The organism is Chryseobacterium sp. BGA-UO-ETr-SB22 (assembly GCF_059567885.1).
Window position 1 is genome coordinate 1490648 of record NZ_JCAQOV010000005.1, and the last position, 12162, is coordinate 1502809.

General features: G+C 37.5%; 15 protein-coding genes and 1 pseudogene. 13 read left to right on the forward strand and 3 right to left on the reverse strand.

All coding sequences use genetic code 11. The features are described 5' to 3' along the window. Positions 1–28: 28 nt before the first annotated feature. The 3 genes and pseudogenes from AC57AW_RS14075 (at position 29) to AC57AW_RS14085 (ending at position 3292) form a co-directional block, all read left to right on the forward strand. Positions 29–1282: a TonB-dependent receptor gene (locus AC57AW_RS14075; RefSeq protein WP_496352386.1), complete on the forward strand. Its 1254-nt coding sequence runs from the start codon at positions 29–31 to the stop codon at positions 1280–1282. Between the two features lie 69 nt (positions 1283–1351). Then, a pseudogene (locus tag AC57AW_RS14080) lies at positions 1352–2449 on the forward strand (outer membrane beta-barrel family protein); the annotation flags it as partial. Between the two features lie 33 nt (positions 2450–2482). Continuing rightward, positions 2483–3292, forward strand: a complete 810-nt coding sequence (locus tag AC57AW_RS14085) for a phosphatase PAP2 family protein (protein WP_496352387.1) — start codon at positions 2483–2485, stop codon at positions 3290–3292. A gap of 36 nt (positions 3293–3328) precedes the next feature. On the opposite strand, the gene AC57AW_RS14090 is transcribed toward AC57AW_RS14085, so the two are convergent. Beyond that, a complete protein-coding gene (locus tag AC57AW_RS14090; RefSeq protein ID WP_496352388.1) occupies positions 3329–4132 on the reverse strand; it encodes an SDR family oxidoreductase in 804 nt (267 codons plus the stop codon). Between the two features lie 13 nt (positions 4133–4145). Further along, complete coding sequence (locus tag AC57AW_RS14095; protein WP_496352389.1) at positions 4146–5810, reverse strand: FAD-binding dehydrogenase; 1665 nt, start codon at positions 5808–5810, stop codon at positions 4146–4148. 115 nt (positions 5811–5925) lie between these two features. Between AC57AW_RS14095 and AC57AW_RS14100 the strand changes: the two genes are divergently transcribed. The 8 genes from AC57AW_RS14100 (at position 5926) to AC57AW_RS14135 (ending at position 9868) form a co-directional block, all read left to right on the forward strand. Beyond that, the gene (locus tag AC57AW_RS14100) at positions 5926–6189 is read left to right on the forward strand and encodes a hypothetical protein (RefSeq protein ID WP_496352390.1); all 264 of its coding nucleotides are present in this window, start codon (positions 5926–5928) and stop codon (positions 6187–6189) included. 80 nt (positions 6190–6269) lie between these two features. Next, the gene (locus AC57AW_RS14105; protein ID WP_496352391.1) at positions 6270–6698 is read left to right on the forward strand and encodes a rhodanese-like domain-containing protein; all 429 of its coding nucleotides are present in this window, start codon (positions 6270–6272) and stop codon (positions 6696–6698) included. A 1-nt stretch (position 6699) separates the two neighbouring features. Then, positions 6700–6981: a TlpA family protein disulfide reductase gene (locus AC57AW_RS14110; protein WP_496352392.1), complete on the forward strand. Its 282-nt coding sequence runs from the start codon at positions 6700–6702 to the stop codon at positions 6979–6981. After that, positions 6954–7202 (forward strand): TlpA family protein disulfide reductase, encoded by a 249-nt coding sequence (locus AC57AW_RS14115; RefSeq protein ID WP_496352393.1) that lies wholly within the window; start codon positions 6954–6956, stop codon positions 7200–7202. Before AC57AW_RS14110 ends, AC57AW_RS14115 begins: the two co-directional genes overlap by 28 nt. Before the next feature lie 128 nt (positions 7203–7330). Further along, positions 7331–7738 carry a DoxX family protein gene (locus tag AC57AW_RS14120; protein ID WP_496352394.1) on the forward strand — a complete coding sequence of 136 codons (408 nt, stop codon included), beginning with the start codon at positions 7331–7333 and terminating at the stop codon, positions 7736–7738. A gap of 140 nt (positions 7739–7878) precedes the next feature. Further along, the gene (locus AC57AW_RS14125) at positions 7879–8961 is read left to right on the forward strand and encodes a sensor histidine kinase (RefSeq protein WP_496352395.1); all 1083 of its coding nucleotides are present in this window, start codon (positions 7879–7881) and stop codon (positions 8959–8961) included. Next, positions 8942–9643 carry a LytR/AlgR family response regulator transcription factor gene (locus AC57AW_RS14130; protein ID WP_496352396.1) on the forward strand — a complete coding sequence of 234 codons (702 nt, stop codon included), beginning with the start codon at positions 8942–8944 and terminating at the stop codon, positions 9641–9643. Before AC57AW_RS14125 ends, AC57AW_RS14130 begins: the two co-directional genes overlap by 20 nt. A gap of 27 nt (positions 9644–9670) precedes the next feature. Next, on the forward strand, positions 9671–9868 hold the full coding sequence (locus tag AC57AW_RS14135) for a winged helix-turn-helix transcriptional regulator (protein WP_496352397.1): 198 nt from the start codon (positions 9671–9673) through the stop codon (positions 9866–9868). Positions 9869–9932: 64 nt separating this feature from the next. On the opposite strand, the gene AC57AW_RS14140 is transcribed toward AC57AW_RS14135, so the two are convergent. Beyond that, positions 9933–10250: a DMT family transporter gene (locus AC57AW_RS14140; protein ID WP_318845786.1), complete on the reverse strand. Its 318-nt coding sequence runs from the start codon at positions 10248–10250 to the stop codon at positions 9933–9935. Between the two features lie 298 nt (positions 10251–10548). On the opposite strand from AC57AW_RS14140, the gene mug reads away from it, so the two are divergent. Then, positions 10549–11046, forward strand: a complete 498-nt coding sequence (gene mug, locus AC57AW_RS14145) for a G/U mismatch-specific DNA glycosylase (protein ID WP_496352398.1) — start codon at positions 10549–10551, stop codon at positions 11044–11046. Between the two features lie 214 nt (positions 11047–11260). Next, entirely contained in the window at positions 11261–12160 is a 900-nt protein-coding gene (locus AC57AW_RS14150; RefSeq protein ID WP_496352399.1) for a T9SS type A sorting domain-containing protein, read from the forward strand. Positions 12161–12162: the final 2 nt, after the last annotated feature.

The following is a 12162-nucleotide window of genomic DNA, read 5'->3' on the forward strand; positions in this document are numbered from 1 at the left end:
CTTTTTAAAGAAAATAAAGACTAGCAGAATGAATAAAACAGCCTTGTTATTTTTTCCAACCTGTATGGTAATCTCTTCTCTCGTTTCTGCGCAGACAGCTTCTGTGACGGCATCCGGAAGAATCATCAATAAAGATAAAACAGCAATACCTTACGCCCATATTATTTTAAAAAAAGAAAAAGACAGCACTTTTACAGCCGGAACCATTACCAATGAAGAAGGAAGATTTTCTATTACTGGTATAAAACCGGACCATTATCTTTTGGAAACCTCTATCACCGGATATAATACTTCCACACAGCCTGTTTTCATAGGAAGTCTTTCAGAATTTCTGGAAATCCCCGCTATTGAACTGGCTCAGAAACAGGAAAATGAAACCAATATAGAAGCCATCACCATTACGGCATCTAAAAAGAATGAGATAGACAGCCGCCTTGATAAAAAAACGTATTCTGTAGCAGACAACATCAGCCAAAGTGGCGGATCGGTATTACAAAGCATGCAGAACCTTCCCGGAATCACTGTACAGGACGGTAAAGTACAGCTGAGAGGAAATGATAAAGTAACGGTACTTATTGACGGTAAACAGACTGCTCTCACCGGGTTTGGAAGCCAGACAGGGTTAGATAATATTCCGGCTTCTGCTATTGATAAAATTGAAATCATCAACAATCCTTCATCAAAATATGATGCGAATGGAAATGCAGGAATCATCAATATTATCATGAAAAAAAATAAACAGAACGGATGGAACGGAAAAGCAGGATTTACAACAGGTTTAGGTTCTCTTTGGATAAGAAAAGAAAATCTTCCCACGATAAGACCACAGTATACACTAACGCCTAAAATAAATCCTTCACTTTCTGTTAATTACAGAAAAAACAAGGTAAATATATTTTTGCAGGCCGATAATTTATATACCGAAACACTTAATAAAAATGAATTTGTAACCCGTACTTATGATGATGGAACCGTTATTAATTCTCAGCTGAAAAGAAACAGAAATACAAATTTCTTTACCACCAAAGCAGGAATAGACTGGAGCATTGATCCGCAAAATACATTAACCATTTCAGGAATGTATGGAAGCGAAAAGATCATCGACAGGGGAGATCAGCCGTTTTTCAATGGTGATATGTCGCAACGTCTGCGCCTGTGGCAGTTTTTGGAAGATGAACTGAAAACAACCGTGATGGGAACCGCTTCTTATCAACATAAATTCAAAGATGCCGGGCATGTTTTGAATGTAGGATTCAATTATACTTTCCACAGAGAGGATTAAAAGTATTTCTATGATAATACTCTTCCTTCTTCCACAGGAACTGATGCCTTCAAGTTACTATCTGATGAACAGGTGTATGATTTCAACGTAGATTATGTAAAACCTCTGAAATATGGCCGGATAGAAACCGGAATTAAGCTGCGAAACAGAAGCATTCCTACCAATATGAATTTTATTCCCGGTGCCAACTCTGTGCTGGATGTTTCTGCGGGAGGAAAAGCCGATTATAAAGAGTTTATTCCTGCGGTGTACGGAAATTATGTTTTTGAAAATGAAAAATGGGAAGCAGAACTCGGATTGAGGCTGGAATATGTAAAAATTCAGTATGATGTAAACCCTAACCACCCAACTTATAAAAGTGACGGATACAATTATACCCAGCCATTTCCGAATTTCAGACTTGCTTATAAGCTTGATGACCGCAATAAGTTCTCTGTTTTTTACAACAGAAGGGTAGACCGTCCTAATGAGGTTGATATCCGTATTTTTCCAAAGTATGATGATGCAGAGATCATTAAGGTAGGAAATCCGGCACTGCGTCCTCAATTTACGAACTCTATTGAACTTGGATATAAACACAATTGGGATAACGGATATTTATATTCTGCATTATACCACCGCTTTGCTACAGGAACTATTACAAGAATTTCAAGTATTGTCCCGAACAGCACTCTTATTTATGCCCTATTTCAGAATGCCGGAAAAAGCTATAATACAGGAATTGAAACGATATGGAACCAAAAGATATCTGATGTATATTCCTTGAATGTCAACGGGAATTTATACCGTAATCAGATCAATGCATTTTCTGTAGAAAACCTATATCCTGCACCTAATACTTTCTCAGCAGACCTGCAGACTGCCATCTCAGGGAATGTCAAGATGAATAACGTTTTTCATTTTTCAAAAGGCTTGGATATGCAGTTCACGCTTGTTTATCTGGCACCGGATATTATTCCGCAGGGAAGAATAAAATCAAGGTTTTCTATGGATGCAGGAGTGAAAAAATCCATTCAGAAAGGGAAGGGTGAACTGTTTTTAAATGCTTCTGATTTACTCAACACAATGGTCATCAGAAAGTCTATTCAGGGCAGCGGATTTGCTTATACCAGCAATGATTATTATGAAACCCAAGTGATTCGACTGGGGTACAGCTATAAATTTTAATACAGAATTGAATAATTATAAATGTGATTTAGGATGAAAAAGTACTTTCAAAAAACACTGATGTATGTCCTGGTTTTGAGCTCGGCTTTAAGCACAATAAACGCTCAGAATATAAATGACACTATTGAAGCTCAGAAATCAGCACAAGACAGTATGATCACTACAGACATTCAAAAGAGCAGACTGAATTATAAAAGCCTGATTATTCCTACCGCATTCATTGCCTATGGGGTAGCAGGCCTGTCGATGAATAATCTGAAGAAACTTAATATCTCTACAAAAGTTGAAATTAACGAACACCAGCCCACCCAGATAAAACTGGATAATTATACCCAGTATGCTCCTGCGGTCATTGTATACGGATTGAATGCAGCAGGGATAAAAGGGAAGCATAACCTGAGAGACCGTACTATCATTTATGCTTCTTCACAATTGATTGCGGCAGCCTTTACAATGCCTTTAAAGTATCTTGTAAAGGAGGAAAGACCGGACACGTCAAATACCTTATCTTTTCCTTCAGGACATGCGGCGACAGCATTTTCTTCAGCACAGTTTATGTTCAGGGAATATAAAGACAGTAATTTCTGGCTGAGCCTTTCAGGATATCCATTTGCTATTTTCACAGGGGTCTACAGAATGCTGAATGATAAACACTGGCTGGGAGATGTTGTAGCGGGAGCCGGATTTGGAATTCTTTCTACCGAACTGGCGTACTGGCTGTTTCCAAAAATTGACAATTTATTGCGGGGAAAAAATAAAAGTAAAAATACCTTGTCATCTACGATGGTGATGCCATTTTATCAGAATAAAATGGTAGGAATAGGGTTGGTGAAAACCTTTTAATTTAAAAGCACGATTCAGTATTGAATGGTGCTTTTATTATACCACTTTTGCCTTACGGATTATATTTGCCAATAAGTTTGGAAAGAATCTCTTCAGATACACTGCCATTACTTCTTTACCTCCTATAGCTTTTTGTTTCTTCTGTTTTTCAATGGTATAGAGCATTTTTTTTGCGAAAATATCTACCGGCATTCCATTTTTTGTGGCATCATCCATTGTACCCTGTGACGAACCATCTCCGGTGACAGCATTAATAGAAATATCGGTCTGTATAAAACCTGGACAAATGATCGTAATCCTAATATTCTGACTGAATAATTCCGCCCGTAAAGCATCAAAAAAACCATGTAAAGCATGTTTTGCTCCGGCATACCCACTTCGCATAGGAGCTCCGAATATTCCCATAAGACTGGATACAACCGCAATCTGGCCTCCTTTATTTCTGATCATATAAGGTACAACCGCTTTAGTAAGAGCTACCGTTCCAATATAATCAATATCTATCAGCTGCTTATCCACTTCAATATCCGTTTCCATGGCTAAAGAACGTTGAGAAAGCCCGGCATTATTGATCAGAATATCAATTTTCCCAAACTGTTCAGATGCTTTCGCTGCAATGGCAGGCATTTCTTTATAATTCTTCAGATCTAAGGGAATCACTGCATACCGATCCGTACTCAATCCTGCTTTTTCAGCCACCAGATGCAGCTGTTCTTCTTTTCTGGATGATAAGATGATTTTTGCATGGCTGTTCTTTGCCAGGCTTGTTACCAAGGCTTCCCCAATACCTGATGATGCTCCGGTAATCCAAATGACTTTATCATCAAAATAACTGCTCATACTTTACTAGTATTTAATTTTTAAGTTCCACAATATATTTCCCGGCTTTCATTCCTGAAAAGATACAGCCTCCCAAGAATGTTCCTTCCAATGCTCTGTAACCGTGCATTCCACCACCGCCAAAACCTGCCGCTTCTCCGGCTGCATACAACCCTTCAATAATGCTGTCATCATCTTTTAATACCTGACCATTCAGATTGGTTTTTATACCGCCTAACGTTTTACGGGTTAAAATATTGAGTCTTACAGCAATCAAAGGTCCGTTTTCAGGATCTAAAATCTTATGGGGAGCCGCTACACGCCCCAATTTATCTCCTAAATAATTCCGGGTATTCCGGATATAATTAACCTGGGTATCTTTTGAAAATTTATTGTCTAATTCTCTGTCCCTGGCTTCAATCTGGGATTTTATTTTCTCATAGTTCAAAAGCTTATTCCCAGCCAGTTCATTCATCCTGTTCACCAAATCTTCCAGATTATCTGAAACAATGAAGTCTTTACCATTTTCTTTAAAAGCTTCTACCGGTCCGGGAGCCTTTTTACCAAAAATACGTTTCACAAAAAGAGCGTAATCTTTATTGGTAATATCCGGATTTTGTTCTGAACCCGAAAGGGCAAATTCCTTTTTAATAATTTTCTGAGTGAGGATAAACCAGGAATAAGAAAATCCTGTTTCCTGTATATATTGTAAAGTTCCCAACGTATCAAATCCGGGAAGAAAGGGAGCGGGAAGCCGTTTACCTTTAGCATCAAACCATAAAGATGAAGGCCCGGGTAATATCCGGATTCCGTGGTTGGGCCAGATGGGATTCCAGTTTTGCAACCCTTCAGTATAGTGCCACATTCTGTCCGGATTAATGATATGAGCTCCTGAGTTTTCTGCAATACCAATCATTTTGCCATCTACATAAGCAGGAACACCACAAACCATATTTTCCGGTGCTTTACCAAGTCTTTCCGGCCAGTTTTTCCTTACCAGCTCATGATTGGCACCAATTCCTCCGGAAGCTATGATGATGTTTGGAGCAGAATATTCAAATGTTGAGAGAACATTTCTGTTCGTCTCAGCACCTCTTTCCTTTGTATCATTTTCCAGTATATCTCCTTTAAGACCTTTTATCTTTCCATTTTCTGTTACAAGTTCTGTCACCCGATGTCTGAATCTCATCTGAAGGAGTCCTTCTTTCTGAGCTTTGTAAGCTTTTTCCACAAAAGGCTTTACCACGCCTGTACCCGTTCCCCAACTCACATGAAAACGAGGCACCGAATTCCCATGCCCTGTTGCTGAACCGTCACCACGTTCTGCCCAGCCAACCATAAACATCAGCTTGATGCCTAATTTGGAAATGTATTCATACTTTTCACCTGCAGCAAATTTCAGATAAGCTTCAGCCCATTGACGAGGCCAGTAATCTTCCGGACGGTCAAAACCTGCCGTACCTTTCCAGTCCTGAAGTGCCAGTTCATAAGAATCTTTAATTCCCATTCTCCTTTGCTGGGGAGAATTAATCAGGAACAGGCCTCCAAAAGACCAGAATGCCTGTCCTCCGATATTCTGTTCAGTTTCCTGATCCAAAAGCAATACTTTTTTCCCGGCATTGGTAATTTCCATGGCAGCAGTAAGCCCTGCCAGTCCGCTTCCTATGATAATAGCATCAGGCTGGAATGTTTCTTCCATTTTCTAGGTGTTTTTATTGAATGATACTTAACTATAAATGTATTAAATATTTAAAATTAAAAAAATATAGCTGACAAAATATTAATACTTTTATGGTTTACATAGTACTAAACAAATGAAAGAAAACCATAAATATCAAGCATTCGCCGTTGCAAAAGACGGAACACGCCAGCCTATTGATGCAGAATCAATTATTATCCAGCTGGAAGAGGAGGAAATAGAAATTCCATTAGTACCACACCCTGTCTTTCAGGGAAAATTAACTCTCGTTACGGGATCAGCTATTCAGGGCAGAGAGCATGAAAGAGAACGGGGAACACAGTTCATTATAGAACCTGGAGCCTCTAATGTGATTCATGTAACTCCCAAAAAAATCTGATCTCTTCAAAATATCCCGTAGATGTTGATTTTCCTATAATCCCTCCATAAAACATTTTTATCTTTGTGAAAAATAGAAGTATGAAGTATTTGTTTATCATTGCTTGCTTTGTCTGTTCCATTTTCAGTCAGGCACAGCAAAAACAGGATCCGTGGAAAGACAGTCAGCTGATGGATCCGGCATTATTAGCTTCCAGAATTGTAAAGCATACAACAAAAGATCTGGTGATTATTTCAGTAGGTCCGGAAGCTATCATCAAAGGTTCTGTAGATATCGGACCAACACGTGAGCCCGAAAATCTGGAAAAACTGAGAAATTACCTTAAAGATATTCCTAAGAACAGGGAAATCGTCATCTATTGCGGATGCTGTCCTTTTGTAAAATGTCCTAATATACGTCCTGCGTTTGCATTACTAATGGAAATGGGCTTTAAAAATGCGAAGCTTTTAAATCTTCCGAAAAACATCAAAACAGATTGGCTAGATAAAGATTATCCTACAAATGATTAATATGAAGACTGGTTTTACCCTATTATTTTTAATATTATTCTCAGTGTCTATTGCTGCCCAAAGTACAATAGAAGTAGGGAAGAAAGCTCCTGAAATTACAATGACCAAGGCAGACGGAACTTCATTTGCCCTTTCAACATTAAAAGGAAAGGTGGTTCTGATAGATTTCTGGGCTACCTGGTGCGCTCCCTGTGTAGAAGAACAGCCTGAGCTGAAAACATTGTATGATACGTATTCTGAACAGGTAAAAACAATATGTTTGAAATTCTGGGTGTTTCTTTAGATAAAAATAAAGAAAGCTGGCAGAAAGCAATTGACAGATTTGAGATCAAATGGATACAGATCAGTGATTTAAAATTCTGGAAAAGTCCTGTAGCAAAGCTTTATGAAATTGATGAACTTCCTTTTAATGTCATCATCGACGGACAGGGAACGATTTTAGCTAAAAACCTTCATGGTAAAGAACTGGAAGAATTTTTAAAGAAAACTTTAAGTCAGAATTAAGAATATAAAATCTTACAGATATTGAAAGAGCGGTAAATAAGTTACTGCTCTTTATTTTTTATATACACTTTAAAGTAATTGATATACAGCACAGAACAATCCTTTCTTTTGTTTTATAGCTTCGATGGATGAAAAAAAGTTTCTTCCTTCGCTTGGGGTTATCAGTGATATTGCTGATGCATAGTGTAGTTTCTATTTTCAGTGGAGATGTTAACAATTTTGGGCATTTTTATCTGGACACTATAGGGTTCAGTCCCTTTGGAGTTTATATTGCATGGGCTGTAAAGCTGACCCATCTTCTCTCTGTGCCGTTACTTTGGCTTGACCGATATGTAAAGCCAGTGGCTATTTGTAATATCCTCATTTTTGTTTGTGGAATTTATTTCGTTCATTGGCAAAACGGCTGGTTTGTAGTGGGGGGCGGAACTAATGGAATTGAGTTCAATGTCTTACTGATCTTCAGTTTTCTGAACCTGATGTATCCTGAAATTTATTTGATTAAAAAGAATCGTTTTCGACATACAAGAGATATGTAAGCTTCCTGAAAATCTTTAGTTTTTATGTAAGTTTTTCCCTGATGACGATTCAAAATGGTAGTTTGTAGATCATTACCTTAATTTGATCAACTTATATTTTTATATTTGATTGAACAACTCGTACTTTGTACTCTTACATTATGATCAACTTGAAACCAGACAGCAGATCTAAATGGCAGATTCATTTGCTTTTTTGGGTATTGTATTATATCCTGGAAGTTTACCTTGACTTTTACTGGTCCAGATATCAGTTTCCGGATTTCAAATGGCCAATAAGACTTCAAAATACCCTGATCCTGGAGCTAGGTTATCTTTTGATTAAAATACCGCTTGCCTATGCTTTGCTGTATGTCTTTGAAAAGGTCAATATGAAAGGAATTTTCAAAGACCTTCTCTATATTTTCATTGTAATAACTGCTGTTTTTGGGCACCGTTTTTTAACGCATTATATCATTTATCCTTATATCTATGAGGTTACAGAAACTCTGGATGGAAAGTATCCGTCGGGGTTTATCAATGGTTATGTGGCATTCAACTCTTTTATGGATCTGATTTTCATGGTGGGTTTGATTTTCGGGGTTGAAATTACCCGGCAGAAAAATCTGCTGAAAGAACAGATCTCCCAATTAAAGTCTGAAAAGCTGGATCAGGAACTCACTATGCTGAAAGCACAGATCAATCCTCACTTTCTGTTCAATACACTTAATAACATCTACGGAATGGCTCTGAAAAAAGCCGATGAAACTCCTGATGTTATTCTTCAGCTTTCCAAGGTAATGCGTTATAATATCTATGAAGCCGCAGAAAAAAGCATTTCCATAGCTAAGGATATTGAAAACATTAAGGATTATATACAGATCCAGAAAATCCGCCACCGTCACCTTACCATAAACTTTACTGAAGATATTGATCATCCTTCTCAGGAAATATCACCGCTGATCTTGATACAGTTTGTAGAAAATGCTTTCAAACATGGAGTTTCTGAAAGTTTAGGAGAGACATTTATTACCATCAATATCCGGTTGAAAAACGGAATTCTTATTTATTTCATAGAAAATTCCAAAGAAGAAAGCCTTCATACGCATTCCACAAAAATAGGTCAGAAAAATATCCGGAGACAGCTTGAACTGCTTTATCCTCAACATATTCTTTCTGTAGAAGATCAAACCGACCGTTATAGTGTAACATTAACCATAGATTTCCATGACACACCCAGCCTCTAAAAAATACAACTGCATTATTGTAGAAGACGAACCCATTGCCGCAGAAATTCTGGAGAGTTTTATCTCCAGAGATCAGGAACTGAATCTTGTAGGAAAATGTTCTGATGCCGTATATGCCAGCAGCCTTTTAAGTATTTATGAGGTAGATCTGATGTTTTTGGATCTCCATCTTCCCGTTGTAAAAGGTTTTGATTTCCTAAGGAAAATAAAAAATCCGCCTTTCGTAATTGTTACCACGGCATATCATCAGTATGCCGTAGAAGGCTATGAACTTGATATTGCGGATTATCTGATGAAACCTATTCCGTATGATCGTTTTCTGACTGCCGTTGAGAAATTCAAATATTTAATGGAGGCGGAGGATGCCTTACTGGAGATGTCTGAACGTGATTATATCTTCATCAATAGCGGGAAAAAGCAGATTAAAATCATTTTGCAGGAAATTTTCTATATCGAGAGCTTAAGAGAATACATTCATATTCATACAAAAACTGAGACGTTCACCTTTAAAATGCCCATCAGTAAAATAGAAGAAATTTTGGATCCCAAAATGTTTGCCCGTATTCATAAGTCGTATATCATTTCAAAGGGCAAAATAGAAGTTAAGTCGGCCAATATAATCCAGATTAACGGGAAAAATCTTCCTGTGGGAAGAACGTATAAGTCGTTGTTGGAGCTTTAGAAGGGAAGTGTTTAAACCACCCTGTCAATGCTCTCAAAAGAACTGAGAGATTTGGAAGCCAATGGAATTGTTACCAGAACCGTACATGATACAATTCCTGTTACTGTACAGTATGAACTAACAGAATCAGGCTATGCATTCCGGAAAGTGCTGGATGTAATGCTGGATTGGGGTATTGAACACAGAAACAAAACTCTTAAGAATAATGAGAAAAAGAAAAGCTAAAAATGGCTTAAGGAATCATGATAATCTTAAGCCATTTTCAATTTTCAGCAAAAATATTTTTATTTTAAAACATTTTGAGGCCAACTATTCCTACAACAATCAGTAATGCAGAAAGCAATCTTAAAACACTTGCAGAGTCCTGAAAAAACAGAATCCCCACCATTAAAGTTCCTACGGCACCAATTCCGGTCCATACTGCATAGGCTGTTCCAATAGGGATACTTTTCTGAGCGTACCAAAGAAATCCACCACTAACGGACATACATACGATTGAAAATATGATCCAGCTCCATTTATTATTTTCCGGTTGTTGAGATAATTTAAGTCCCAAAGGCCATCCAATTTCAAAAATTCCTGCGATAATTAATGCAATCCAGTTCATACTATTTATTTTTAATGATGTTATCTGTTATTGAAAGAATGTCCTTAAAAAGGAGTTCTTCACAATAAAAGACTTCATCAAATTACTACTGTAAAATTACGATTATCCATTCATATTCAATACAATAAACTGTGCGATACCGCAAAACACAAAGATAGAACGTATGATACAGACTGTGAACCGTTCAATATTCCATAATAAAATGTAAGTCTGAATATATCTCTAATATTGATATCTTTATGCCGTGAAAAGAGAAGGCCAAAATCTTTTGTTTTCTATAGACCTATTCATCTCAATTATGCTAACAGATATCATTAAAGTTCATCTCGACGTTATTTTTTGTGGAATTAATCCCGGTTTAAAATCATCAGATGACGGACATCATTTTTCGGGGAAAAGTAACCGTTTTTGGAAGGTTCTTCACCAGTCAGGTTTTACTCCTTATGAAATTGAAGCGGTGAATGATATTTCTATTCTAAATTTCGGATTGGGACTTACAACTGCTGTTGCAAGAGCAACTTCCCGTGCTGACGAACTTTCAAAAGAAGAGTTTGACAATGCTTTGGATACATTTAAAGCAAAAATAACAGAATACCAACCTCAATATGTGGCTTTTCTGGGTAAAGCAGCTTACAAAGCTTTTTCTAAAAAGAAAGAAATTCTGTGGGGACTGCAGGCAGAAGATTTCTGTGGAGCCAAGGTATGGGTTTTGCCTAATACCAGTGGTTTGAACCGGGGATTTTCTCTTGCCGATCTTGTTTCCTCTTACAGCAGTTTTTACCAGGCTGTTAAATAATCAGAACCCATCATAGACAATTTCAAAAGTATAAAGGAGTGGCAAAACCGCACCTCAATTTTTTGTACCCTATTATTTTAATCTCTATTTAAGAAAATCACACTTAAGGGAGAAAACAACACATTTACTAATTTAATTCTCCCAGTTAATTATTCATTCTCCCCAGATATTTGATTGTTTGATACATTTAAAACTCAAACCATTAAATAGTACTATGAAAACAAAAGAGTACGAATTCATTAAAAGACATTTTGCTTTATTGGATTCAGCAACAGGAAATTTATGCTCAGGCATACCACAGCGATGTTTTAAAAAAGTGAACAGGGTTTTACTCTGTTCAGTCCTTATTACAGCATTCTCATCTCAATTCAGCGCACAGTCCAGAACTAGTGAGCCTGTGAATGAAAAGCCTTATCCGGCTGACAAGGTTATCTCTTTGTATGGTAAAGAAAGGAACAGCTTTTCCAGTGACATGCAGCGAAGATCTTCGAACACTATTCCTATTGAACTTCGGTCAAAAGAAATCAGAGAGGTATTGATAGGGCAGGACTATTTCTCTGCAGAGCTTTTTCTAAATGAGGGTGCAAAAGTTCCTTCTGGTCACAATCCTCAGGTTCGTCATTATGACAGCCAGAATGTTGTTTTTGACGGACAAAAGCACGAGAACGTCAGGGTTGATGAAATCATCGATCAATATACCTTAAAGAATGCAGACATTGATTACTATTATGATAATGCCTACTATCTTTTCCGTGATGCTTCAGGAAATACCATTGCTTCAGTATATTATATTGACCGTACTGTAGGATTTTTAAAGTCTGAATATAAAGTTGTAAACAAAGGAAAATCTCTAGTCACATTTCCTCTGCTTGTTGCTCCCAACCCAGCCAAAAATGTGATCAATATTACTTATCAGGTGGAAAAAGAGAGCCAGGCCAGTCTTCAGATCATAGATATCAATGGCCGCACTGCAGATACTGTATTCAGGGATAAGCAGATCAAGAGTGGAAGACATACGATGCAGCACAACATCAATCTTCCAGCCGGCAACTATCTGATACAGTTCAATGCTCAGGGGCAGGCGCCTGTTACTCAAAAAATCATTGTTCAATAAAA